This window comes from Pseudarthrobacter cremeus (genome assembly GCF_051857465.1).
Lineage (GTDB): Bacteria > Actinomycetota > Actinomycetes > Actinomycetales > Micrococcaceae > Arthrobacter.
This window is the reverse complement of the sequence record NZ_JBPZHC010000018.1, coordinates 24,665-51,035: the sequence shown is the minus strand read 5'-3', so window position 1 is coordinate 51,035 and position 26,371 is coordinate 24,665. Positions and strand designations below refer to the sequence as shown.

Annotated in this window: 17 protein-coding genes and 1 pseudogene; 13 read left to right on the top strand and 5 right to left on the bottom strand. The window is 63.4% G+C overall.

The features are described from left to right. The first annotated feature begins 468 nt into the window (after nt 1-468). From ACS5PJ_RS21255 to ACS5PJ_RS21240, 4 genes are all read left to right on the top strand, one after another. A complete protein-coding gene (locus tag ACS5PJ_RS21255; protein WP_439436835.1) occupies nt 469-1,854 on the top strand; it encodes a dihydroorotase in 1,386 nt (461 codons plus the stop codon). Nucleotides 1,855-1,856: 2 nt separating this feature from the next. Then, nucleotides 1,857-2,663 carry an IclR family transcriptional regulator gene (locus ACS5PJ_RS21250; RefSeq protein WP_439436834.1) on the top strand — a complete coding sequence of 269 codons (807 nt, stop codon included), beginning with the start codon at nt 1,857-1,859 and terminating at the stop codon, nt 2,661-2,663. 2 nt (nt 2,664-2,665) lie between these two features. Then, on the top strand, nt 2,666-3,940 hold the full coding sequence (ertE, locus tag ACS5PJ_RS21245) for an N-carbamyl-l-glutamate amidohydrolase ErtE (protein ID WP_439436833.1): 1,275 nt from the start codon (nt 2,666-2,668) through the stop codon (nt 3,938-3,940). Nucleotides 3,941-4,003: 63 nt separating this feature from the next. Further along, a complete protein-coding gene (locus ACS5PJ_RS21240) occupies nt 4,004-5,371 on the top strand; it encodes an MFS transporter (protein ID WP_439436832.1) in 1,368 nt (455 codons plus the stop codon). Nucleotides 5,372-5,805: 434 nt separating this feature from the next. Here ACS5PJ_RS21240 and ACS5PJ_RS21235 read toward each other — a convergent pair whose 3' ends face one another. The 5 genes from ACS5PJ_RS21235 to ACS5PJ_RS21215 all read right to left on the bottom strand — a co-directional run bounded on the left by ACS5PJ_RS21235 (nt 5,806) and on the right by ACS5PJ_RS21215 (nt 13,506). Further along, nucleotides 5,806-7,197, bottom strand: a complete 1,392-nt coding sequence (locus ACS5PJ_RS21235) for an ApeA N-terminal domain 1-containing protein (RefSeq protein WP_439436831.1) — start codon at nt 7,195-7,197, stop codon at nt 5,806-5,808. Nucleotides 7,198-8,707: 1,510 nt separating this feature from the next. Continuing rightward, nucleotides 8,708-9,721 carry an inositol 2-dehydrogenase gene (gene iolG, locus ACS5PJ_RS21230; RefSeq protein ID WP_439436830.1) on the bottom strand — a complete coding sequence of 338 codons (1,014 nt, stop codon included), beginning with the start codon at nt 9,719-9,721 and terminating at the stop codon, nt 8,708-8,710. A gap of 45 nt (nt 9,722-9,766) precedes the next feature. Continuing rightward, a complete protein-coding gene (locus ACS5PJ_RS21225) occupies nt 9,767-10,633 on the bottom strand; it encodes a sugar phosphate isomerase/epimerase family protein (RefSeq protein ID WP_439436829.1) in 867 nt (288 codons plus the stop codon). A 14-nt stretch (nt 10,634-10,647) separates the two neighbouring features. Further along, nucleotides 10,648-11,730: a Gfo/Idh/MocA family protein gene (locus tag ACS5PJ_RS21220; protein WP_439436828.1), complete on the bottom strand. Its 1,083-nt coding sequence runs from the start codon at nt 11,728-11,730 to the stop codon at nt 10,648-10,650. Between the two features lie 147 nt (nt 11,731-11,877). Further along, nucleotides 11,878-13,506, bottom strand: coding sequence for an IclR family transcriptional regulator (locus ACS5PJ_RS21215; protein WP_439436827.1), 1,629 nt, complete (start codon nt 13,504-13,506; stop codon nt 11,878-11,880). Nucleotides 13,507-13,809: 303 nt separating this feature from the next. Here ACS5PJ_RS21215 and ACS5PJ_RS21210 point away from each other — a divergent pair, with 303 nt between their 5' ends. From ACS5PJ_RS21210 to ACS5PJ_RS21170, 9 genes and pseudogenes are all read left to right on the top strand, one after another. Beyond that, nucleotides 13,810-14,967 (top strand): substrate-binding domain-containing protein, encoded by a 1,158-nt coding sequence (locus ACS5PJ_RS21210; RefSeq protein ID WP_439436826.1) that lies wholly within the window; start codon nt 13,810-13,812, stop codon nt 14,965-14,967. 84 nt (nt 14,968-15,051) lie between these two features. After that, nucleotides 15,052-16,590 carry a multiple monosaccharide ABC transporter ATP-binding protein gene (mmsA, locus tag ACS5PJ_RS21205; RefSeq protein ID WP_439436825.1) on the top strand — a complete coding sequence of 513 codons (1,539 nt, stop codon included), beginning with the start codon at nt 15,052-15,054 and terminating at the stop codon, nt 16,588-16,590. 101 nt (nt 16,591-16,691) lie between these two features. Continuing rightward, complete coding sequence (mmsB, locus tag ACS5PJ_RS21200; protein WP_439436837.1) at nt 16,692-17,828, top strand: multiple monosaccharide ABC transporter permease; 1,137 nt, start codon at nt 16,692-16,694, stop codon at nt 17,826-17,828. Between the two features lie 77 nt (nt 17,829-17,905). Further along, entirely contained in the window at nt 17,906-18,985 is a 1,080-nt protein-coding gene (locus tag ACS5PJ_RS21195) for a maleylacetate reductase (protein WP_439436824.1), read from the top strand. Between the two features lie 50 nt (nt 18,986-19,035). Then, a complete protein-coding gene (locus tag ACS5PJ_RS21190; RefSeq protein WP_439436823.1) occupies nt 19,036-19,986 on the top strand; it encodes an aldo/keto reductase in 951 nt (316 codons plus the stop codon). 151 nt (nt 19,987-20,137) lie between these two features. Further along, on the top strand, nt 20,138-20,983 hold the full coding sequence (locus ACS5PJ_RS21185) for an intradiol ring-cleavage dioxygenase (RefSeq protein ID WP_439436836.1): 846 nt from the start codon (nt 20,138-20,140) through the stop codon (nt 20,981-20,983). Nucleotides 20,984-21,129: 146 nt separating this feature from the next. After that, complete coding sequence (locus tag ACS5PJ_RS21180) at nt 21,130-21,837, top strand: molybdate ABC transporter substrate-binding protein (protein WP_439436822.1); 708 nt, start codon at nt 21,130-21,132, stop codon at nt 21,835-21,837. Nucleotides 21,838-22,190: 353 nt separating this feature from the next. Further along, on the top strand, nt 22,191-23,753 hold the full coding sequence (locus ACS5PJ_RS21175; protein WP_439436821.1) for an IclR family transcriptional regulator: 1,563 nt from the start codon (nt 22,191-22,193) through the stop codon (nt 23,751-23,753). Between the two features lie 1,298 nt (nt 23,754-25,051). Beyond that, nucleotides 25,052-26,025, top strand: a pseudogene (locus ACS5PJ_RS21170) (aldo/keto reductase). Nucleotides 26,026-26,371 lie beyond the last annotated feature (346 nt).

Below are 26,371 nucleotides of genomic sequence, written 5' to 3'. Positions count from 1 at the left end.
CCATTATCTCCCGCGTCGAACGAGGCATCATCCGCAACGACGAACTCGCAACAAGCTACCGGACATGGCTCGAGGAGCAAGCGACTCAAGAAATGAATTGACAACCATAGGAGCATCACTGGGCTTCCGCGGAAACATGCGGAATCCGGCCCAATCCGACCCACATATGGCCCAGTCCGAGACCCAGAGTGTGGACATTGTCCACACCCCAATTCGCCCCTCCGCGCTAGCCCACAACGGCAACCGGCGCTCCCTCCCTCATTGAGGGTATTTCGTACCCGGGAAACACTTCGATTGTCGGTAGCCCCCCGTCTTCAGCTTCCACCGGCGGATACGACCCCAGCGACGCTGGCCGACAACCCCTGAATGCTGTCCAAAAGCGGCCATCAGCTGGCGTGACATAAGCGAAATTCTCAATCTACGGGAATCGCTTTGCTGTTCGGGAGAGGCCCCCGTCACACTCGAAGCATGAATTCTTCACCACGCCCTACGCTCGTCGTCACCGGGACGCTGCGCCTTCCCAACGGCAGCTACGGCCAAGGCTCGGTTTGGATCTCCGGTGAGACCATTGACCGCATCACCCCCGGCTCCCCCGGGAGCGAAGCCGAGCTCGACGGCGCCCGCCACATCGACGTCGGCGACGCCTACGTCCTCCCGGGCGCGATCGACGCCCACGTCCACTGCTACTCCCACGAGGGCGAGGGCATGCTTGCTGCAACCTGCTCTGCCGCGGCGGGCGGAGTCACGACCATCGTCGAGATGCCCTTCGACCGGACCGGCCCCGTCCGGGACGCGGACCTCGTCAACCGAAAGCGCGAGATCATCACCCGTGAGGCGGTCACCGACGTTGCCCTCATGGGCACGCTCTGGCCGGGCGGCGGGTGGCGCGAGGCTGAACCGATGGCGGAGGCCGGCGTCGTGGGCTACAAGGTCTCGCTCTACCACACTGACACGAACCGCTTCCCGCGCGTCGACGACGCCGAGCTGCTCAACATCATGGCTGCCACCACGGACGTCAAGCGCACTCTTGCCGTGCATGCCGAGAACAACGAGATCGTCCAGCACCTACAGCGCGTTGAGCGCGAGTCCAACCCCCTCGACCCGCTCACCCACGTGCGCACCCGTCCGCCAGTCTCCGAATCCCTCGGCGTCCTGACCGCGATGGAGATCGCCCACGACCGCGGCACGCGCCTGCACCTGTGCCACATGTCCATCCCCCGCGCGGTCAAGCTCGCGGCCTGGTGGAACGAGGACGGCGCGGACATCTCCCTCGAGACGTGCCCGCACTACCTCACGTTCACGGCGGACGACATGCACGCCCAGGGCGCCCGCCTCAAGATCAACCCGCCGTTGCGCGACCGTGAGCATGTGGAGGGCCTCTGGCAAGGAATCGGCGACGGACTCGTCCCCATCATCTCCTCTGACCACGCTCCCTGGCCCCTGTCGATGAAGTCCCACGAACACATCCTCGAGAACGCCTCGGGCGCTCCCGGCGTCGAGACCCTCGTGAACGTCACACTCGGAGGGGCCCTCAAACGGAGCCCGGACCCTGCCGCCTACTTCCACAACGCCGTCGCCGCTCTCACGTCCGGCCCTGCGGACCGGTTCGGCATCGGGGACCGCAAAGGCCGCCTCGAGCCGGGCTTCGACGCGGACCTCATGATATTCCGCCCCGACGCCGGCTACACCGTCGAAGACGACGCAATGCACTCCAACGCCGGCTGGACCCCGTACTCGGGCATGCGCCCGGGCGGGTTCGTCGAGAAGACGTTCCTGCGCGGCCGCCTCATCTGGGATTCCGCCAGCGGCGAGCTCGGGCAGGCCGGCTACGGCCGCCACGTGACGCGGGCCTAACCATGGACAGCGAACTGGAGAGGATCCTCGCCACGGGCCAGGAGGGATCGTCGATCCTGGCCCGCGGCCTGGGATTCCTGCACCTCGTCGCCGCTTCGAGCGGAGCGAGCGTGAAGGAACTCTCCGAGCGCGCCGGGCTACCCCTGGCCACCACCTACCGGATCGTGAACCAACTCCGCGAGGCAGGGTTCGTCGTCGAGTACGACGGCCGCATCCGCGCCGGCGCCGCCATGGCACCGGCCTCCACGGAGGGCCCCCACCTCGTGGACTACGCCCGTCCGGCACTTATTCGGGCAGCCCGGGCCACGGGTATCACCGCGGTCCTCACTGTCCGTGTCCACACCCTTGCCTTGTGTCTCGACGTTGTCCCGGCGGGGAGCTCGGGTGCCCCGGCCTTCCGGATCGGCGCGACCCGAACCCTCTATGCCGGAGCGAGCGCGACGCCGCTGCTCGCCTTCGCGGCGCCTGCCGTGGTCTCCAACGTTCTCGCCTCGGGTATCAAGCGATACACCGCCGCGACGCCAACGGCGGAGGCCCTGCCGGCCAAGCTGGCAGACATACGCCAGCGCGGCTACGACCTCTCCCATGGCGAGATCCAGCCGCAATGGACGGCCTTGGGCCTGCCCGTGTTCGACAGGGGCAGCGTCTTCTGCTGCCTCTCGCTCACAGCGCCCTCTGCCCAGTTCACCGACGTCGACCGCCTTCTGGGGACACTCCACGAAGCAGCGGAACACCTCACGAAGCACCTCCCGGCGTCGTCCGACGGCCTGCCGTGGAACGCCACCGACCCCACCGAAACCGGAGACTGATCATGACCCAGACGCTCATCGAGCCGGACGCCCAATCCGTCGAGGCGGCCATCGCCGACCTCGCCGGCTACGTCGACTCCACCCAGGACGGATGGACACGGCAGGTCTTCAGCGACCCCTACCGCGCCTCCCGCGAGTTCGTCGCCAAACGGATGCACGACGCCGGCCTGGAAGTCACGCACGATGCCGGCGGGAACATCGTGGGTCGCCTCCCCGGCCGCGCATCCACGGCCGGGCTAACCCTCAAACCGATCATGACCGGGTCCCACACGGACACGGTGCGCGGCGGCGGCCGATTCGACGGAATCGTCGGAGTGCTCGGCGCGATCGAAGCCGTCGAGGCACTGCGCCGCGCGGGCGTTACCCTCAACCGCGACCTCTACGTGGTGGACTTCCTCGGCGAAGAGCCGAACGAGTTCGGCATCTCCTGCGTCGGCTCCCGCTCGATCGCCGGCATCCTCCTTCCCGAGCACCTGGACATGACCGGCGCAAGCGGGCAGAGCATGGGCAACACCCTTACGGCCGTGGGCCTTGACCCCCAGGCTGCCCTCGGGAACGCGTGGGCGCCAGGCTCGCTGCACGCCTACATCGAGCTGCACATCGAGCAGGGGCCCTTGCTTGAGCAATCGGGTCACGAGATCGGCGTCGTGACCGCAATCGCGGGCATCGACCGGCTCATGGCGAAGTTCATCGGCCGCTCCGACCATGCCGGCGCGACCCCGATGGACGCGCGCCTCGACGCACTCACGGCCGCCGCGGCGGCCGTGCTCACGATCGAGCGCGAGGGCTGCGGGGCGCCCGTGCACGGCGTCGCCACAACGGGCCGCATCGAATCCTATCCAGGCTCGTTCAACGTGGTCCCGTCCGAGGCACGGCTGTGGGCCGAGCTCCGCTCCACGGATTCGGAGTGGCTTTCCGGGGCCAAGGGTCGGCTCGCTCAGGAGATCGGCCTAGAGGCGGACCGCCGCGGCGTGTCCCACATGATCGAGTGGCTCACGGACCAGGACGCCGTCCCCACGGCGCCTGCGATCCGGGACGTCATCGCGGCCAGCGCGGACCGACTCGGCCACACGTGGTCGCCCGTCCCGTCCGGGGCCGGGCACGACGCTGCACACATGGTCCATCTCGGGCCCATGGGCATGATCTTCATCCCCTCCACCGGCGGGCGGAGCCACTGCGCTGAGGAATTCACGCCCACCGCCGACATCGTGCGCGGCATCCGCGTCCTTGCAGAGACCCTGTCCGAGCTGGACCGCGCCGAGACCCTTGCCGCCTGAGCGGCGCAGGTCACCCCATTTCCCCTTATCCTGTTCACACCACATCCATCCAAGGACCCCTCTATGTCCAAGACCCTCCCGTCTAAAGCAACCCCCGCCATGGGCCACGCGAAGCCAGCAGGCTCTGCCAAGCCCGGCAAGGATCCGCTGCGCAAGGTCGTTATCGCCGCTGCCGCCGGTAACGCCCTTGAATGGTTCGACTTCTCGAGCTACGCGTTCTTCGCCTCATACATCAGCGTCAACTTCTTCATGCAGGGCGACTCCTCGTCCGGCCTTATCGCGACGTTCCTCGTCTTCGCCGTCGGGTTCCTCGCCCGCCCGCTCGGTGCCATCGTCCTCGGCTCCTACGGCGACACACACGGCCGCAAGGCAACGCTGACCCTGACGGTTTCGCTGATGGCCGTGGGCACGTTCATCATCGGCTTCGCCCCGCCGTTCTGGGCGATCGGCATCGGCGCCCCCATCCTCCTGCTCGTCGGGCGGTTGTTCCAGGGCTTCTCCGCGGGCGGCGAGATCGGCGGCGCGACAGCGTACCTCGTCGAGAGGGCCCCCGTGGAGCGGCGTGCCGGCCTGACCGGCTGGCTGCAGGGCTCGATGGGCCTCGCCAATGCGATGTCGGCGCTCATCGGCGTCGTCATCACGTCCACGTTCTCCCAGAGCGAGCTTACGGAGTGGGCATGGCGCATCCCGTTCTTCATCGGACTGCTGATCGTCCCGGTCGCGGTGTACATCCGCAAACAACTGGACGAGACCGAGGAGTTCCTCAGCATGAAGGAATCGATGGGCGCCGAGAAGCGCTCACCGATCCGGGAGCTCTTCAAGCACTACCCGAAGCAGCTCGTCGTGGCCGCGCTAATGGCCATCCTGTGGACCGTGAGTGTCTACGCACTCGTCATCTACGCACCCACGTACTACTCATCCAAAACCGTGGCCCTCGGATTCACGCCGAACGAGGCCTTCTGGGCCTCGCTCGTGGGGAACGTGTTCATGATTTTTGCGTGCGTCTACGCAGGCCGCCTCGCCGACCGGTTCGGCACCGAACGCACCCTGCGGTGGATGACATGGGTGCTCATCGCCGTCCCCGTGCCCGCCCTCTTGGTGCTGCACGCGGTCCCGACGCTACCGGTGCTCATCGTGGTCCACATCGTGCTGTGCATCGCGGTCTCCGGCTTCGCGGGCATCATCCCCTCGGCCCTCGCCCGCGTGTTCCCAGCGAAGGTCCGCTCGACCGGAACATCATTCTCCTACAACATCGCGGCGATCTTCTTCGCCGGCTTCACCCCGGCGCTCATGACCTGGGCCGTGCAAATCACCTCTTTCGCGACGGGCATCTACGTGGTCCTCGCCGGGCTCGTGGCCCTCGCGACACTCCCGGCCTTCCTCCGGCTCATCGCCAAGCAGGAGGCGGAATCCGCGATCGCCGCCAGGTGACTTTCGACGGACCGAGTACACCGCACCTGGGCCCGTAGACGCACGATGCCGGTGGCTCGCCTTCCCAAGGCGAGCCACCGGTTTCACGTAAACGCCGCCCATACGCCTGTGCCGGCATGGGGAACCCGTAGCGCAGCGCCGATTCAGCGGAGGAAGGATTCAATTCTTCTTGGTTGGCCGCTCTGTTCAAAGCCACCTTCGAATACGGATCGCCGAGCGCCTCCCGCAGCTGCGCGGGCCCTTGATCGCTGGCATTCGGTTCCAGGTGGCCGAACAGTACACATGCCAGTTCTCGGCACCGCCGGGAAGTTTTTACAACTCGGCCGGGCGACGAGGACTACTGCGTGATCCCGAGCATGACGCTGACAGTCGCGACCCATTGCCGTCTACATGGACGGGAAAAGTACCGGCTGTGATCAACGACGGAGCTGTCCTCAAGCTTCCTCAAGGGCAAGAATCTCCTCCGGGCGGGCGCCGAACTTGCCCTCGGAATTGACGTAGACATTCATATCGACGATCTGCTTTTTGAACTGTACGAACTCCCAGTCCTTCCCGATTGTCTCTATCAGCCTCATAGTCGGATCGAGTAGCTTTAGGGCCAAGGTCCGCACGACCATAAGGGCAACCTTCCCGGCGACGTATGTATCCTCGGGAGAAGGCATCGGTCCGCGTTTGGCATGCTTGACGTCGTTATAGTTTCCCGCAATTGCCTTGGCTAGTGCCATTCGGGACTCCGCAATTTCGGACCAATCGAGATTCGCCGCGTCCAGGCAACGGAAGACAAAGGTGGCAGTAGTCGGGCGCCCTCGGAACCACGAAGATTTCTCTCCCTCAACCTCGCCGATGATGAGGCCCGCCGCCTCCAAACTCACGGATGCGTTGAGGATGTGGTCTTCCAAATAGGACTCTGGTCGTCGCAGCGTTCCGGCGGCGGGGTGAATAACGCGCTGCCACTGGTCGAATTCAGCCATCCAACGCTCCAGTCCCTCGGCCCCTATGTCCGAAGCAGTCGCCAGTGGATGCTTCAGTTCCTTTGGGAGAGGCCGCCAGTAATCGGAGACAGTGTTCTCGGACACCATTTCAAAGAAGGGCACGTCAACAACCTTGCCGGTCAGAACCTTTGCATTGAACCGCGAGTCACGTATCTCGTGGCGCCTGAAGACGACCGGCTGACCGTACATCAGCGTCAACAGCGCTGCGACTTTTCGTTGCTCCTCGAAGTGGTCCGCGCATGGTCGGGACGTTTCATACTTCGTCGTCAGACAAACCCACTCCCGTACGCGAAAGCCTGCCTCCTCTTGGTCCGTCACCCAATTGGTGCTCAGCTCGAACGTCACGTCCCCGTGTGTCCAGGTCAAAGCGGGAGGAGACTCCACCGCAACATTAATTTTTTGAACGCGATTCCTTTCGTCCGGCACGAAGGAGTACGAGGTGGCACCCATGTTCGTCCACTCGGTAAGCCCGTCGATATTCGAGCGGAGTTCCGTGACCTCCAAGGCGTCCTCGAAATCGCCGTCACGATCCTTGAAGACCACCTCCCTCGGCGTCACCTGAACTGTCGAAAAGCCCTGGCCCCCGAAGTTGAGCGAAGATCCAGATGTTCGGCACCCGTACAACGTGAACCGACCGCTGCCCGTCAGCAACTGAAGATTGGACGGCGGTCGGCCTGCCCGCGCCCAACCTTTCACTGACTCGAACTGGGGAGTGTTGTTGAGAAACGGGACCACGAGGCTGATCCCCTTCCCCTCCTCAAAGGCCAGCATCCCCGTTACGTATGGCGTTCCATCAACATTGTCGACTATCAGACCCGGAACGGTTTCTCCCATTGCCAAACCTTGCTTGTTCACTACGGTCCCCCGATGTTTGAGCTGAGATTTGGAGTGTAGCTTGCCGTACTGACAGCCGTCCTAAGGATGTACTTGTCATGTCGGCCGAGCAATATGTAACGGGTCAATCCCGTTCCCGGGCAGCCTGAAAGCGTCAGGCCGTTGGCGCGGTGATGGGGGCGAGATAAGCGTTTCCGGCTGGGTAGTCCTGATCAAGGCCTCCTGCCAGTACCGCGGTCGTCGCCAGTCCTATTGCTCTGGCTTCAGACAACTGTGGCGCCGTGGGCGTCGATGCCGTAGGCCAGTGCGCTGGCGGCGCTGATTAGGGTGAGTAAAAGGTGGGTCCAATGGGAGCAGCTCCTTCTCCTGACTGCTATCTGTAGTACCACTGCAGGTCAGAGCACTGTTGGGTCGGCAGACGATTCGAACCGAAGATCCGGCCCTTACTTCCTGGACAAACTTGCGACTGGGTGCAAAAAGCATTCGGAGTAAGACTGCAGGTCAGGGCCATTTACCAGCCGTGTGGACGGATTGGCACCGAGCAAAGTCCCCGGATATCGGCCAAAATTCGGTCCTGCGCAACGCGGGACCCCAGAGTAAAACCGCAGGTCAAAGCAACAATCTGGAGCCTCCTGTCGGAGTCGAACCGACGACCCCCGCTTTAGGTCCGGACGCCTACTGACAGACCGGGAAGGTGCTGTTTTGCCCGGAATCTAGGGGTTTCGGCTATCTACGATGATTGATGAATGCTTGTGGATTGTCGTTGATTGGGGTGAGTAAAAGGTGACTCGGTTGCAGTTACTGGCGGCTGGAGGGGCGTCTGCTGCCCTTCCGAGAAATCCTCCTCTCAATCAGAGATTCTGGACTTCTTGCCCTCTTCATGGCAGAAGTTCGCGCCAAGCTCATGCTCGATGGCCCTATAGGTACCAGACAGCCCTGTGGTAAGCCGCCCTTCCGAGGCTCGGAGCCAGCCCAGTTCATCGAGCTGCTTCCATAACGGGACGACCCCTATGACGAAAGGCCGGTTATCGGCGTAGTAACCAACAACAGCAGAAATACTTGCGAGAACTCACGTTTCCATGTCAAATTCCGGTTTGCGCAGGAGTTTCCTCTTTAGGAGCAGGCGCAGCCGAGTCAATCCCGCGCTGCAGCCCGTCTTCCGTTACATCGGGCACTGATACTGGTCCGAGGATGAGTCCTATTGGTTACGCCAGGATACTTCCGGGACAAGATCTGACATTAGTAGCATGCGTCGTTCCCCGAGTTCATTTTCGAGGATCCACACCACACCGATCTCCGGGGAGGCTTCCACTACTTGCCCGCGAACCGGAGACCCGTCGTTTATTGTGCCGGCCACAAAGTCGCCTTTTTGGACCTTGTAGGCCCACCCTTTGGTCGTCATACTCGTCTCCTACATTCCGGTGGTGTTAGCCGAATTTTCAATCCTCGGACGGTGGTCATATATGCCGGAGGCCTCACCTGGTGCGTTGGAAGCCTCCGGCCGGCAGGACTAGAACTCGACGACGCTCACGGACTTTCCGGTGGCGGCGGACTCGGCGGCTGCGTTCGCCAGGACCAGTGCCGATACGCCATCCGCGAAGTTGGGTGAGGTGGGTGCTCCTGTGCGGATGGAGTGGGCGAAGGCCTCGAGTTCGGCGTAGTAGGCCTGGGGGTAGCGCTGGAGGAAGAACGGGAAGTAGGGGTCTGACTCTTCCGTCCCGGAGGCACCGGACTTGCGAACGGTCGTCGGGGCCACGTTGCCGGCGGACAGCATGCCTTTGGCGCCGAAGGCTTCCAGTCGCTGGTCGTAGCCGAAGGCGCAGTGGCGGGAGTTTGTGATGGTGACGAGTTCGCCTTCACTGCCGCGCAGTGTCACGACGGCGGAATCGAAGTCGTTCAGCTCGGCGATGTCTTTGCTGAAGACGTTCGTTGCTACGGCGGTGACCTCGACGATGTTCGGGATGAAGGAACGTGCCATGTCCAAGTCGTGGATTGTCATGTCCCTGAAGATGCCGCCGGAGGTGGCGATGTAGTCGCGTGGGGCGGGTTCGGGGTCGCGGCTTGTGATGGTGAGCTGTTCGAGCTTGCCGATTTCGCCTGCCTCGACCCGGTTCCGTACGGCGGCGAAGGAGGGATCGAAGCGTCGGTTGAATCCGAGCATGATGGGAACGTTGGAGTCTTTGATCTGTTCGCGGCATGCCAGGACGGTGTCGATATCGAGGTCGATGGGCTTTTCGCAAAGGACGGCGAGGCCCTGTGCGACCGAGCGTGAAATGAGGTCGACGTGGGTGTTGGTGGGCGAGCCGATGATGACACCGTCGAGTCCGGTTTCGGCGAAGACTTCCTCGGGGTCCTGCACTGCCCGGGCGCCGGTGTCCTCTGCCAGCCGGCGGGCCCCGTCGATGAAGGGGTCGGCGATGAGAACGAGGTCAATGTCCGGGTGGGCTGCGATGTTGCGGGCGTGTACCTGCCCGATGCGGCCTGAGCCGAACAGGGCCAGGCGCAGGCGTCGGTCTTTAGACATGGTGTGTGAACCTTTCAAGATGGTTTGGTGAGGCGGGCGGGGTGGTCAGCGCTGGTGCTGCGCGCCGGGAAAGCAGGCGATCGCGGTTTCGTACGCCCGCTTGAGGCCTTCGGTGAGGGGGAGGCTGCGGTGTTCGGCCGAGATGATCTCAACGCCCCACGGACCTTGGTACCCGGCGTCGAGGGTCCGTTCGATGAACGTGCGGGTGTCGAAGTCACCCTCGCCGCAGTAGGCCCGGTTGTTGATTGTGTCCTCGAAGAGGGTGCCCACGACGTCCTTGTAGCCGTCGTCGATCTCAACGGCGGCGACCCTTTCCATGGGCACGACGTCCCACAGGTCCTTGTGCGACAGGCCGCCCCTGTAGGTGTGCCAGATGTCAATCATGAGCCCGGCAGCGGGGCTGTCGGACTGGGTGACTACTTCGACCGCTTCCTGCGTGGTGCGCAGGTGGGAGAAGGGCGTCGCCTCCAGTGCCAGGCGGATGCCGGATTCGGCGGCCTCATCTGCGAGGTCGGAGAAGGCACTGGCAAGGGTTGCGAGCGGAAGCGGGTCATCCGCCATGCCGGCGCCAACCTTGATGTGGCGGGCACCCAGGGCTCTGGCGGCTTCGAAAAGCTCGGAACGGTGGATGTCCGATTCTGCGCGTTCAGCTCCGGTGGCCCACCAGCCGTTGAGGAACTCGACCTCCACGATGCCGATGCCGGCCTCCCGGATCAGTCGTGAGAGTTCGGCGTACCCGATGGTGTCGCGGGCCTGGACAAGGTCTGCATGAACGAGCCCGACGCCGGACCATCCGGTCTGCGCGATCGAAGCGATGCGCTCGGCCATCGAAAGGGGGCTGCGTTCGTCGGGGCGCCCGGGCGCGGCGTCGCCGGCGCTGATCCAGCAGGATGCAATCAGCTGTGGGGTCATCGTGTTCTCCTTGGTCATGCTGACTCCACCTCGATCGAGGCTCCCAGCTCTTTTTCCGAACGGTAGCAGGCGTCGACAATGCGGGCGACGGCCAGTGCATCCGCCACAGGTGCCACAACCGGAGAACCCGTGCGGATACTGTCGACCCACCCGCGCATTTCGGGGTGGAAGTTGCTGATGTTCTCCAGCTCGGGCAGCTCGGAGAACTTGTTCGTTTCGGTGCGGGCAAACGGGGGCGTGAAGTAGCTTTCAGTCCATTCAGTCCAGCCGGCCTTCCATCCTGCCCGGTCCTGGTCGACATAGACGCGAAGTTTCTGGGGGAGGACGCCGATTTCGATCATCCCGGCGGTGCCGTACACGGAAATGCGTGAGCTCTCGAACCACTCAAGACGATCGTGACCGTCGAAACTGAACGTCACGGACATGTCCCGATAGTTCAGCAGGACGGCTGCGGAGTCCTCGCGGCTGGTTTCATCGGAGAGGCGGGGTGACTTGTGCACGCGGGCGTTGACGGAGTCCGGGACTCCGAAGATATGCACAAGGGAGTCGAGCATGTGGCATCCGATGATCCAGAGCGCTCCGCCCATGTCTGCCGGCTGGTTGAGGTGTGCGGTGAGATGTTCGCCCACGAGCGCGGCGCCTCGGGCCGAAACACTGACCACGTCCCCGATCACGCCGGTCTCTATCAGCTCCTTCGCCTGGCCGATGGACCGGGCCAGCCGGACGTTGTAGCCGACCTGCACGACCAGGCCGGGCCCTGCCTGCGCTTCGGCCTGGGCCAGCTGCAGAAGGTCCTCGACCGTACCGCCGCCCGGCTTTTCCACAACCACTGATTTCCCGGCCGCCAGTGCCCGGAGTGCATGCGGGACCATGTCTTTGCTCTTGGAATGAACCATGACCGCATCGATGCGGCCATCCTGGAGCACTTCGTCGACGGTCCTGGCCTCCACGCCGTACTTCTCGGTGAAGTATGTCAGGCGCGGGTCGTCGTCGGCAGCAGCGACCACTTCAACTCCTTCAATCTCACGCAGGGCGCGAACCCTGGCCGAGGCGTGCGGGTGGGTTATTCCCAGAAGTCCTACGACAATCGGTTTCACGGCATTGTCTCCTGTCGATTGAGCCCTGAGGCTCGGTCGGGGTTTTTGTGTGGTTGTGCTTGTGGGCCAAGGCTGTCCCCGCTCCGGTGCGAGAGATCTACAGGCAGCATTTGGTGTCATCTAATGGACAAGCTGTCCAGAATCATGTCATGCCGGGGATGCGTGGTCAACTATGGCGCGAAACACATCCATGTGATTCGTGACAGGGAGGGACGGTGCCCCGAGGTAGTCTGACAGCGCCCGCGCTCCCCGGAGAACGAGCTCAGCTACGGGGTCGCCGTCGGTGCGAGCGAGAAGCCCCTCGCGCATGCCACTGACCGACAGCGAAGCGGCCACTTCACCACGGTGGTTGAAGATGGGCGCGCCGACGGCGGCAATGCCCGGGGTCACCTGGTTGTCGCTGCGCACGAAGCCCTGCGCCTTGATCTCTTCAAGTTCCGCGTAGAACTCGGACCGCGACCGGCCCCGGAGCCATGGTTCGCCAGTATTGGCCGCGATCGCGGCGTACTCCTCCCAGGATTCACGTCCCTCGAACGCGAGGAGGGCGCGCGGAGCGGAACCGACGTGCAGGGGAAGTGACTCCCCCAACTGAAGGACACGGCTGTTAACGCGAATCCCATCGATACGCTCGATGCAGACGGCCCGCGTGCCGCGCCGGATGCACAGGAAGGTTGTTTCTCCGGTCGCTTCATGGATTTCCCGAAGGATCGGGGCGGCCGCCCGCCGGATATCTGCCCGACGCGAGAACTCGCCTGAGAGCGCAACCAGCTTGCTGCCCACACGGTAAGCCCCCCGGTGACCGATCTGTTCCACCCAGCCCGCTTCCGTCAAAGTAGCCAGCATGCGGTAAACCGAACTCACGGGTTCTTCGAGGAGTTCGGTGAGCCGGGCCGAGGTGGCGATCCGTTCTTCAGCCAGCGCCGCCATCAGGGCACTTGCCTTGGCGATGACGGCGGGGGTCCGCGGAGCTTCCCGCCCAGGGTCCTGCGGTTCCTCGGCTCTGGCGGTATGCCGGGGGACGACAGTGGCGCCGTCTTCGGCCGTGAACGCTGTGATGGCCTGCGCTGCTGCATTCAGCGCCTGCCTGGCGACCGCTTCCTGCCCCAGCACGCTTCCCCGAAGTCCGGCAGCCGCTATGGCTCCCAGCAGGGTGCCGTCGCGGCGGAAAACCGGGACACCTACCGAGGCGACGCCTTCGATTACTTCGCTGTCCTCGATGGTCCATCCGCGCAGGGCTGTCTGCTGAATTTTCTTCCTGAGCGCATCGGCGGTGAGGGGCGTCTGTGATGCGATGCGCTCAAAGGGGCCACATTGGAGAAGAGCTTTCTGGAATTCCGGGGAAGCAAAGGCGAGCAGGGACCGGGACGCTGCCCCTGCATGAAGGGGAATGGTGCGGCCCGGGGCCAGATCGAGGAGATTGACATCGGAACCCTCAACCTGGTCGAGGCACACCGCGCCGTTCTCACGCAGGACACAGAAGTACGCGCTCATTCCCAACTGCCCGCGGACCCAGCGCAGCTGGGCATGCAACCCTGCGCGGTCGACGAGGGCATCGGCCGCAGCGTCCCCCAGCGTGAGTATGGCCGTGCCAAGTTCAAGCCTGCCCTCACCTGCCGGGCGGACCAGCCGGGCCTGTTCCAACGCCGCAACGATGCGGTAGACGGTCGGCCGCGGCTCAGAGATGACCTTCGCCAACTCCGCCGGCGTCGACTGCCCGATGCGGGCAAGCTCGTCGATCACCTGGCTGGCCTTCTTCAACAACTGAATGGTGCTCATTGACCGCCTCTTCCATCGCCCTCGAGGGGACTAGCGCTTGTAGTTCCCGGGCCCCGCGGACGCCCTGGCCCGTGACTGCAAATCCATGTTCTGTACGTCCGGCTGCGGTGCATCATGCTGGCCATGACCGACGCGGCGCGAATGTAATGTGCGACACCACTAGCTTTCTTAGGTAGTACTGTGCGAACATGTTGTCCATTGTACGGCACTAAGTGCTGGCAGTCACAGATAAAACTTAGGCGCGGCATTCATGACGCGCGGAAGTGGCCCCAAGGGCCACTCGGGCTCCAAAGGAGGAGAACGGTGCAAAAGAAATTTTTCCTGGTCGCTGCAGCTACGGCCGCTTCACTGGTACTGGCGGGATGTGCCGGTGGCGGCGCCGGTTCCGGCGGCGGATCCAACGGCTCCCCCGCCGCACCCAAGGACACCCGAATCGGTGTTTCCCTGCCGAGTCAGGATGAGGAGCGGTGGATCACCGACGGTTCCGCCATCAAGGAGGGCCTGGAGAAGATCGGTTACCAGGTGGACCTGCAGTACGCCAACAACGACATTCCCACCCAGCAGCAGCAGGTGGACCAGATGATCACCCAGGGCGCTGACCTTCTTCTCCTGGCCCCGCTGGACGGGACCGCGCTGACCCCCCAGCTTCAGGCTGCCGCGGGCTCGAACATCCCGATCATTTCCTATGACAGGTTTGTCAGGAACAGCGCCGACGTTGACGTCTACGTCACCTTCGACAACTTCAAAGTTGGAGCACAACAGGCAACCTCGCTCCTCATCGGCCTGGGCGTGCTCAACAAGGACGGATCCGAGGGCAGTGCGAAAGGCCCGTTCAATATCGAACTGTTCGGCGGCTCGCTGGACGATAACAACGCGACGTTCGTTTTCAACGGCGGCATGTCCGTCCTGCAGAAATACATCGACAACGGCACTCTCATCATCACCTCGGGGCAGAACAAACTCGCCCAGGTCGCCACGGAAAACTGGTCCCAGCAGAAGGCCCAGGAACGCATGGACAACCTGCTGACCGCCAGCTACACCGGCGGGCCGGCGCTCCACGGCGTTCTGACCCCCAACGACAGCGTCGCCCGCGGCGTCATCACCTCGCTGCGCAACGCCGGTTACGGCCCGACCCTCACCTCCACTCCGAAGCCGATGCCGGTGACAACCGGTCAGGACGCCGAGGTCGCCACGGTGAAGCTGATCAACGACGGCGTCCAGTTCTCCACCGTCTTCAAAGACACCCGGACCCTGGCCGCGCAGGCGGTAAGCGCCGCGGAGGATCTCCTGGCCGGCAAAGAGCCCCAGGTTAACGACACCAAGTCCTACGACAACGGATCCAAGATCGTCCCCTCGTTCCTCGTGCCCATCCAGCCGATCTACAAGGAAACCATCAAAACCGCTCTGATCGACAGCGGCTACTACACCGCTGCAGAGGTCGAAGCCGGCCGGCTTCAGTAGCACCCGGGAGGGGCGCCGGTCCTTCGCAGGCGCCCCTCCCCCAAACCCTTTTCCCTTCAAGACCCCTGAATAGGACGGCGTGCCATGGTCGAACACATCCTGGAAATGCAATCCATTACCAAGTCCTTCCCCGGCGTCAAAGCGCTGTCCGGCGTGTCCCTGGCAGTGGAGCGCGGCGAGGTCCATGCGATCTGCGGCGAGAACGGCGCCGGCAAGTCCACCCTGATGAAGGTACTCTCCGGGGTCTACCCGGCCGGTAGTTACGGCGGCGAGATCCTCTTCAAAGGGCAAACCTGTTCCTTCTCCGGTATCCGGGATTCCGAACACGCCGGCATCGTGATCATCCACCAGGAACTGGCACTTGTGCCCCACCTGTCCATCGCCGAGAACATCTTCCTGGGCAACGAGCGCCGCGGGAAGTCCGGACTCATCGATTGGCACAGGACCAACGCCGAGGCTGGCGTGCTGCTGGACTCGGTGGGCCTCCGCGAGGAACCCACCACACCGGTCGGGCAACTCGGCGTGGGCAAACAGCAGCTTGTTGAGATCGCCAAAGCCCTGTCCAAAGAAGTGCAGCTGCTCATCCTCGACGAGCCCACAGCAGCTCTGAACGACAACGACTCCGCCCACCTGCTCGGACTCGTCCGCGACCTGCGCAGCCAGGGCATCACCTCGATCATCATCTCCCACAAGCTCAACGAGATCGAAGCGATCGCGGACCACACCACCGTCATCCGCGACGGAAAGACCGTGGAAACGCTCGACATGGACGCCCCCGACGTCAACGTCGACCGGATCATCAGGGGAATGGTGGGCCGCGACCTCGAAGCCTTCTACCCCTCCCGGGACTCGAACCCCGGAGAAGTTGTGCTCCGGGTAGAGGACTGGACGGTGAAACACCCGACCCAGGACCGCCTGGTGGTTGACCAGGCAACCTTCGAAGTCCGGGCCGGAGAGGTTATCGGCATCGCCGGTCTTATGGGGGCAGGGCGCACCGAACTGATGATGAGCGTCTTCGGCCGGTCCTACGGCCGCTACATCTCGGGCCAGGTGTTCATGCACGGCAAGGAAACCAGGACCCGCACCGTGGCCGAAGCCATCGAAGCGCGGATTGCCTACGCAACCGAAGACCGCAAGGCCTTCGGCCTGAACCTCATCGACGACATCGCACGCAACATCTCCGGCGCCGCGCTGGGCAAGCTGTCCAGCTGGGGCTTCGTCAATCATCACGAGGAGGCCGCCGCGGCCGAGTACGCGATGAAATCGATGAATATCAAGGCCCCGAACGTGAAATCCATCGTCGGGAAACTCTCGGGCGGCAACCAGCAGAAGGTCGTGCTTTCCAAGTGGCTGCTCACCGACCCCGAGGTACTCATACTCGATGAGCCGACCCGCGGCATCGATGTCGGCGCCAAGTTCGAGATCTACACGCTGATCAACAGTTTTGTGGACGCCGGGAAAGCAGTGGTGGTCATCTCCTCTGACCTGCTCGAACTCCTCGGCACCTGCGACCGCATCTACGCCCTTTCGACAGGCCGGATTACCGGGGAACTGGCGGCAGCCGATGCCTCCGAGGAACGCCTCATGACACTCATGACCAAAGACAAGGAACTCATCGCATGACCATGACAGCCCCCAAGGGATCCCAAAAGGGGAAAGCCCCGGCTCCCGCATCAGTCGTCACCGCAGGCACCAGCGAAATCCGCGAGCTGTTCACCCGGAACATGCGCACCAGCGGTATCTACGTCGCACTCGTAGCGCTCATCGCCCTCTTCGGCGTCCTGACCGGCGGAGCCTCGCTCGGGCCGGGAAACATCACCAACATCGTCCTCCAGTACTCCTACATCCTGATCCTGGCAATCGGGATGGTCATCGTGATCATCGCCGGCCACATCGACCTCTCGGTCGGTTCCGTGGTCGCCCTCACCGGAGCTGTCTCGGCGGTGGTCGTCATCAAATACGGCCAGCCATGGTGGGTGGGCGTCATCGCCGCCCTCGTGACCGGGCTGCTCATCGGCGCCTGGCACGGCTACTGGGTGGCCTACGTCGGAATCCCGGCCTTCATCGTCACCCTGGCAGGCATGCTCCTGTTCCGCGGCCTGACCCTGGTCGCGCTGAACAACGTCTCACTCTCCCCGTTTCCTGCCGAGTACGGCCAGATCGCCTCGGGCTTCCTCAACGGGCTCCTGGGCGGCGCGGGCTACGACGTCTTCACTCTTGTCATCTTCGCCGTCGCGGTGGCCGGTTACGCATTCAGCCAGTACCGCACCCGCAAGGCGCTCATCAGCTACAACCAGCTGGTTCCCTCATTCCCGCTGTTCATCGCGAAAATCGTCGTTGTCGCGATCGCGGTCATGACCTTCGCCTGGCAGCTCGCCACCGCCCGCGGCATGCCGATCGTCCTGATCATGCTGGCCATCCTGATCCTGGCCTACAGCGTCGTGATGCAGAGAAGCGTCTTCGGTCGCCAGGTCTACGCCATCGGCGGCAACGTGGTCGCGGCAGCACTCTCAGGGGTCAAGGTCCGGACCGTCAACTTCTGGATTTTCGTGAACATGGGCCTGCTCTCGGCCCTGGCCGGCATCGTCTTCTCCTCACGCTCCAACGGCGCCCAGCCCGGCGCCGGCAACATGTTCGAACTCGACGCGATCGCCGCAGCATTCATCGGCGGCGCCGCAGTCACCGGCGGCGTCGGCAAAGTGGCCGGGGCCATGGCAGGCGGCCTGATCATGGCCGTCATGAGCAACGGCATGCAGCTGATGGGTATCGACCAGTCCGTGCAGTCCGTGATCAAGGGCCTGGTGCTGCTGCTGGCCGTCGCATTCGACATCTACAACAAGCGCCGCGCCGGCTCACGCTGACCGCCCCCACCCATTCAGGGACACCCACGCATGAACGCACTGTTCAGCGAAAAGAATTCATCAAAGGAGCAACACCTATGACTCGCCAGTTTGTTTACGAAGCCCTGCCCATGCGGGTGCGGTTCGGCGCCAACTCACTCTCGACCCTCCCAGAGGAACTCGACCAGATAGGGCTCAAGCGGGTCCTGGTCCTCTGCTCCCCCGAACAGGAGGAAACCGGCCAGCGGGTGGCCGCGGCACTGGGTGACCGCTGCGTGGGCGTGCTGCCCGAAGCCGTCATGCACGTCCCCAACGAGGTCGCCCAACGCGCCAGCGACGAAGCAGCGCGGGTCGGTGCCGACGGCTGCGTCGCCGTCGGCGGCGGCTCAGCCATCGGACTCGGCAAGGCAATCGCACTCAAGCACGGCCTTCCGATCGTCGCCGTGCCCACCACCTACGCCGGCTCCGAAATGACCCCCGTGTGGGGCCTCACAACCGACGGGCGCAAAGAAACCGGCCGGGACCCCCGGGTACTGCCCCGCAGCGTTGTCTACGACCCCGAGCTGACCGCAACACTGCCGGCATCGATGTCGGTGACAAGCGGCATCAACGCCATCGCACACGCCGTCGAGGCCCTATACGCCCCTGACGCCACCCCGATCATCTCGCTGATGGCCGAAGAAGGAGTCAAAGCCCTCGCCGCCGCTCTCCCCGCGATAGTCGCCGATCCCTCCGACCCGGAAGCCAGAAGCAACGCACTCTACGGTTCCTGGCTGTGCGGGGCGTGCCTGGGCGCCACTACGATGTCCCTGCACCACAAGCTGTGCCACGCCCTGGGCGGGACCCTCAACCTGCCCCACGCCCAAACCCACACAGTGGTGCTCCCCCACGCCCTCAGCTTCAACCAGCCCGCAGCGCCCGAGGCCACCGCAGCCCTTTCACGGGCCCTCGGTGGCGCGGCAGACCCGGCCGAACGCCTGTGGGAGATCGCCGGCGAACTTGACGCGCCACGGTCCCTCGCCGACCTCGGCATGCGGGAGGAAGACATCCCCCGCATCGCCGAAGAGGTCACCAGCCGCTCCTACGGCAACCCGCGCCCCATCACATACGACGACGTCGTGGGAATCCTGAACGCCGCCTGGGCCGGGAAGCCGCCAAGCTCCAACCCCGCCGCCTGAACCCGGACACCCGGAAATCCGTTCCGCCGAAACTACCTAGGAGACCGACCTTGCCCACCAAACGGACCATCGCCCCGGGGATCGAAGTATCGCCCCTGGCGCTTGGCACCAACGTCTTTGGCTGGACCGCCGACACCGACACCTCGCACGCGATCCTCGACGCCTACATCGAAGGTGGCGGGAATTTTCTGGATACCGCAGATTCCTACTCCTTCTGGGGAGAGGGAAATTCCGGCGGCGAGTCCGAATCCATCATCGGCACGTGGCTGGCCGGCCGGCCCGACCGGGATGACCTCGTGGTGGCAACGAAGGTCAGTCACCACCCCGACCTCCAGGGGATGGCCCCGCAGACCATCCGTGCCGCCGTCGATGGCTCACTCACCCGCCTCGGCATCGACACCATCGACATCTACTACGCGCACTTCGATGACCCGGGAACACCTCTGGCCGACAGCATCGCCGCGATGTCCTCGCTCGTGGACGAAGGCAAGATACGGTCCATCGGAATCTCCAACTACTCAGCAGAGCGTATCGAGGAATGGCTGAGGATCTCCGAGCGGGAAGGATTCCACACCCCCGTCGCGCTGGAACCCCAATACAGCCTCATGGAGCGGGGCATCGAAGCAGACACCCTGCCCCTGGCCAACAAACACCGGCTGGCAGTCATGCCGTACTACTCCCTGGCCCACGGCTTCCTGACAGGAAAATATGCCGGGACGGCGCCGATCGAGGGCCCCCGGGCCGCCGACGCTTCCAAGTACCTCACGCCTCAAGGACTGAGGGTCCTGGACGTTCTGCGTCTCGTGGCTTCGAACCATAATGTCCAGGCCGCCTCCATCGCACTGGCTTGGTTGGCTGCACAACCCGGGGTCGTTGCCCCCATCGCCAGTGCGCGGACCACAGGGCAGGTCCCCCCGCTGCTGGAGGCCATGGACATCAGACTCGCAGACGTCGAACTTCAGGACCTCGACGACGCATCCCAGGCCCTGGTACGCGCCTAGAGAACCGGCCCATCCCACCCCGAACAGGCACCGCCGCCGCCCCACCTACAGCTAGGAAACCATCGTGACCAACCAGACACGAGTCATTGAAACCGGCACTCATCCAGGCCCGCACCCCGTCTCCGAGGCCCAGCAGAAGGTCGAGGAGAAACTGATCCAGAATGTGCTGGCCTCCTTCGAGAACTGCCAAGACCCGAGACTCAAGCAACTCATGCAGTCGCTGACCCGGCATATCCACTCCTTTATCCGTGAAGTGCGGCTGACAGAAGCCGAATGGAACGCCGCCATCAACTTCCTGACCGCAGCCGGCCACATCACCGACGACAAACGGCAGGAATTCATCCTGCTCTCCGACGTGTTCGGAGCATCGATGCAAACAATCGCCGTCAACAACGAAACCATCGACAACGCGACCGAGGCCACAGTCTTTGGCCCCTTCTTCGTCGAGGACGCACCGGAAATCGAGAACGGGGGGGACATCGCCGGCGCCGCTCCCGGCCAGCCATGCTGGGTCGAAGGCAGCGTCAAAGACACCGCCGGCAACCCCATCCCCAACGCGAGAATTGAAGTATGGGAAGCCGACGAAGACGGCTTCTACGACGTGCAGTACTCTGACCAGCGAGTATCCGGCCGCGCCCACCTCTTCAGCGACACCGAGGGCAACTACCGGTTCTGGGGACTGACCCCAACCCCATACCCGATCCCCCACGACGGACCGGTGGGGGAAATGCTGGAGGCCGTCGGACGGTCACCCATGCGCGCCTCGCACCTTCACTTCATGGTCACCGCACCGGGCCTGCGGACATTGGTAACGCATATCTTCGTCCGCGGTGACGAACTGTTGAAGCACGACAGCGTTTTCGGGGTCAAGGAATCCCTCATCAGGGACTTCGAAGAACAGGCACCCGGCACCGCTGCACCCGACGGACGCGACCTCGACGGCAGGTCCTGGGCCAGAACCCGCTTCAACATCGTCCTGGCCCCGACCGAAAGCTAGACCTCCTGCCACCGGTCAGACCGAGCACAGCCGCCAGCACCTGACGGGCCGCCGGACCCGACAAGGGACTGACAGCGCCTCGTGCCCACTCCCACCTTCCTCGCTGGGCACTGCCCGCATTCCCGACCCCGGATAAGGACAGCCACATGAGCACCGACGAAAATGGCCCGAAAGTCTCGCTCTTCTGCGCTGCCGCGCTGAAGTCAGCCATGGAAAGCCTGAGTCTGGAGTCACACAGCGCCGACCTCGGCGCCACCGTGGACATCATCTACGCCTCAACCAACTTGTTAGTACAGCGGATCGAGGCCGGCGCACTACCGGACGTGATCATCGGCATCTCCGACACCCTCCAAGACCTGGCGGCCACGGGCATTCTCCTGCCCGGCTCAGTAGTCCCCTTGGCGAAATCCGGAATAGGCATCGCAGCGTCCCCCGAGATAAAAAAGCCGGACATTTCCACAGTCACATCCCTGGCGGGAACCCTGGCCGCGGCCAACTCCGTAGCCTACTCCCGCAGCAGCCCCAGCGGACTGTACTTCCAGACCCTGATCACAAAGCTCGGCATCGCCGACGAGGTCAATTCCCGAGCCACGCTCATCGACCACGGACCCACCACGGCAGCCGTCATAGACGGACGGGCAGACCTCGCCGTCCAGCAGATAAGCGAACTCCTGCACGTACCCGGCGCAAAGTTCATCGCCCCCTTACCTGACCCCGTTCAGCACTACACCAGCTTCTCAATAGCCCTCGCGGCTACAGCCGCCGGGAGACCGGCACCTGAAGCACTCATCCGCATTCTCACCGGGCAGCGCGCCAGGACCGCCTACGCCGAAGCAGGGCTGGAAGTCTCATAGCCTCCAACGCCAGTCCGCACGCCCCCATGGTCGGTGAGTTCCCGTCACTGGCCCAGGGCAGCTCCCCCTTGCTGGGGAGTTCGGCCCAGTCCGTGTACCGACGACCAGGCGGTGGAGCTGCAGATCACACCAAAACAAAGCGGCTGACCCGTCCAGATCGGCGTAGCGCAGCCAACCTTGAGTGCACGTTGCATATAATGGACAGGGTGTTCGTGGGATACTCTCTGCCTGTGTCGTTGCTGTAGACCGCTGCCCGGTGAACCGAATTTTTTCTCCCTGCGCATGAACCAGAAGGATGACGTCCTGCAATTCACCTCGCCTGGCGCGAAGTAGTTCGATTCAAGGGGTACACTATGCCGCAACCAGCCAAGCTGATTCAGCTGGTGCTCAAAGCAACACAATTGGTGGATGAAGCATCCGCCCTCGGCCCCTCGACTCCGGCGGACCTGGCTAAAGCTGTCAACGAACCGCGGCCTTCGGTCTACAGGATCATCAGTTCGATGGAACAGTCAGGGATTCTGCGCCGTTCCCCGGGCGGCCTCGTTGAATTAGGCACTGGGATCTTGCGGTTGGCGGAAGCGGCAACCGCTGCCCTCCTGGATCATGCGGCCCTCAATACCCTGCTCGAGGGTATCCAGTCCGAGCTTGGGCTTACAGCCGCATTCTGGATACCACGCAACGGGACCGCCGTCTGCTTGGAGCAAGTCGACTCCACGGAAGTCGATCTCCACGAACTATCATCTGGGCGGATCCTTCCACTCCACACCGGCGCCGCATCCCACGTGCTCCTGGCATGGCAATCCCCCGAAGTACTCAACGAGATCCTTGCCAAAGCTCCCTATACGCAATTGGCGTCAAGGACGCCCACTGACGCCCAGACACTTCGCAAGCTGGTTGCAGACACCAAACGCCAGGGCTGGAGAATGGAATCCAACGAGGTGGTCGACGGAATCGCAGCCTTGGGATTTCCCGTATTCAACCCGGACGGCAGCATTTTCGGTGCCTTGACAGCAGCAGGTCTGGTCGACCAGGTCCTCAACCAACAGGACCAAGCCAAAACCGTTCTCGCTGCTGCCGCGCAGACCCTGACCAATCTCATGACGGAATTCAAGCCGATCCCGACCGCCCATCAGTTCGCTGCCCCCGAACCGACCGAATCGGTATTGGCCAAGGCCAGCTCCCTCATGGATGCGCTGGCCGTCGAACGCGTCTCAACCTCGGCGAGAATCGCCGACCTCATAGGCGAACCCATCAGCTCCGTCTACCGCATGTTAGGCACCCTGATTGAAGCCGGTTGGATAGAACAGCTTGGCCACCGCGGTTCCTATCGAATCGGCAGTAAGATGATCTCCCTCGCGGGCAACCTGTTGAACCAACTCGACTTGCGGCGGGCAGCGCTTCCCGTGCTTCGCGAGATCCACGACGCAACCGGGGAAACAGTATTCCTTTGCATCAGGAGCGGTCTACGAGCTGTATGTATCGAGCGAATAGACGGTAAGCGAGTCAACAGTCGCCGCTTGGCCCTTGGCAGCTCATTGCCATTGCACATCGGTGCCGCACCCCGCGCATTGCTGGCTTTCGACACCCCCCAGTCCTGGGAGGGGTACGCCGCGGTCATGGGCCAGAGCTCGGACTTCAACCTCGGCGCGCAATCCCGAGCGGAATTCTATGCAAAACTCAAAGAAATCCGCGATGCCGGCTTCGCCCTTAGCGACGACGAAGTAACCCTGGGAATGGCCGCCGTAGGCGCCCCAATTTTTGATCACCGCGGCCACGTGATCGCGTCCCTATCGGTCAGCGGCCTCCGAGAAGGCATCCTCCACCAACCTGATTCCTCACCCAGCATCATCGACTTAGCCTGCCATGGGGCACGACGGCTTTCAACGTATTTTGGAGCCCCGGCATCCTCCAACTAGCGGGCCTCCGGTCGACAGGGACCAGGTCATCGAGGAAGCCTGGCACGCCGTTCATCGCTCGGTCGCGAAAGTCCACCGACGCAACACCAAGTTCGCCCAAGCAGGGTCGCTCTCGTGCATCTTCGCATTCCACCATATTTCCGATATTGGCTAGGGTGGTTGTCAGGTTGGGGCACACCCAAACCTGACATCACGCGCCCGAGCGCGCCAGGTGTGTGAGTCGGGCACGTACACGTTCCTTAAAGCAGACGTAACTGTGGACACTGTCCACACCCCCTTTGGCAGGACAACAGAGCACCCCGAGCTCGCGTGACGCCAGGGAGCAGCCTTCAAAGAAATCTTTGCGCCAGAATCGGCTGGGTCATGTGGTCCCCGCTCCCCTCGGACCATGAACAGGTGTTGGCCACCCCCGACCAACCCGACAGAACCGGAACGAGGAACCGTATACCCAGACCACAGCAGGCGGAAGGCCCACCAGCCAGGGCCTTGAACCCGCACCCCACACCTGAACAGGCCACCGCGGCGGCCAGGCCACAGCCCGTGCCCTAGCGTCAGAGGGACGCCACCACAAGCTTCGTACACACGTTAAAGCAAAACCCCCTCTGACGAGGGGGAATGCTGTGCCCAAGGTGGGACTCGAACTGCATTCCAGGCCCTGCCAACACTGGGAATCCGCGAAAACTTGCGGAGTCCGACCCGATCCGGCACCGGTACGACCCAGTCCGAGACCCAAAGTGTGGACACTGTCCACACGCCCTCTTCTCCCCCACCAAAAACCTCCCCCAAACAGCCGCACCCGCATTGATAGGACAGGGTGCGGCGCTTCTTTGCCCAGAAAGGCTTGATCCTGCTGGAAGATATGAACCTCGACTGGCACCGGGTCCTGCCAGCACTCGTTGCAGGCTCCCGGGCACGCCCGCACGGCACTGAGTGTCCAGGCTCTGCATAATGATTCCACCCCCTTCGAATCATTCTGGTCCGACCGGCGGACAGCTGCATGACCGGTGGCGCCCCTCAGACCCTGTCCGCGGATACAACAGACACACGAAAACAAGGGAGCCATTGCGGCGGCACCAGCCCCCGCCACGGCCCGGCGCCAACGATCAGTGCCTCGCCGCAAAGTAGTCGCTGGTTCTTCAAAACCCGACGGCATCTGCCTCTGCCCGCGGCACTGTCACGGTGGGATCGGCCGGGACACCGTGCGTACGCCCACAGTGGGCCGTTTTTCACATAGCGTGGGGCCAAGGCCCGCGGCCGGGCCCGGGACTGTGACTACGACTATTTGGCGGAGGACGAACGTGGAATACATCAAACTCGGCAACACCGGACTCGACATCTCGCCGCTGGCCCTGGGATGCATGACGTACGGGGACCCGGGCCGGGGTCCGCATCCCTGGACGCTGCCGGAGGACCAGAGCCGGCCGCTGATCCGCCAGGCCGTGGAGGCGGGCATCAATTTCTTTGACACTGCCAACGTGTACTCCAACGGCTCGAGCGAGGAATTCCTGGGCCGGGCCCTGGCCGATTTCACCTGCCGGGACGAAACCGTCATCGCCACGAAGGTGCATGGGGTGATGCGGCTGGGCCCGAACGGGCGGGGCCTGTCACGCAAGGCCATCTTCGCCGAACTTGATGCCAGCCTGACCCGGCTGGCAACGGACTACGTGGATCTGTACCAGATCCACCGGTGGGACCCCGCCACGCCGATCGAGGAGACTCTGGAAGCCCTTCACGACGTCGTCAAAGCCGGCAAGGTCCGCTACATTGGCGCATCCTCGATGGCCGCCTGGCAGTCCAGCAAAGCGCTGCACCTGCAGCAACTCAACAGATGGACCCGTTTCGTCACCATGCAGGACCACTACAACTTGATCTACCGGGAGGAGGAACGCGAAATGTTCCCCCTCTGCGCGGACCAGAAGATCGGGGTACTGCCCTGGAGTCCCCTGGCTCGCGGGAAGCTCACACGGGACTGGAACGAAAAAACCAACCGCTCGGAGAAGGACGAGTTCGGCAAGACCCTCTACACCACCGAGGAAAGCGACAGGGCGGTCGCCGAAGCCGTGCGCGTCATCGCCGAACGCCGCGGCGTACCCCGCGCCCAGGTCGCCCTGGCCTGGGTCCGCTCCAACAACGTCGTCTCTTCGCCGATTGTCGGGGCAAGCAAACCGGCCCACCTTCAGGACGCCCTCGCCTCCCTGGAACTGACGCTCACCCCCGAGGAAAAGCCGAACTGGAAAATCCCTACGTCCCACACACAGTCTCCGGATACTGAGCAGAAGCCGCCTGACATCACCCAATATCAGCACCAACCGCGCGATTGACTGAGGCCAAAGCCGCGGCTTCAGAGCCCGAGAGAGAATCAACTAAATGCCAACGCCGGGCCCACCGTTAAACGGACACACCCGACCACCGCCAGTTTTCCAACGAAGGTGGCCGAGCCACGGTGCCTCTCCACTCTTTAGGTGTCGCGTGTCCCCTCAGTTCTGGCAAGGTAGGTAGGTGTTCGTTCCCTACGGCGTGTCCCTGTCTTCCTCTACAGGATTACTAGGAGGCCAAGTGGGAATATCGAGATATACATCTAAGCCCGTCGGTGCGGCCCATCTATTACCACGGGTCAC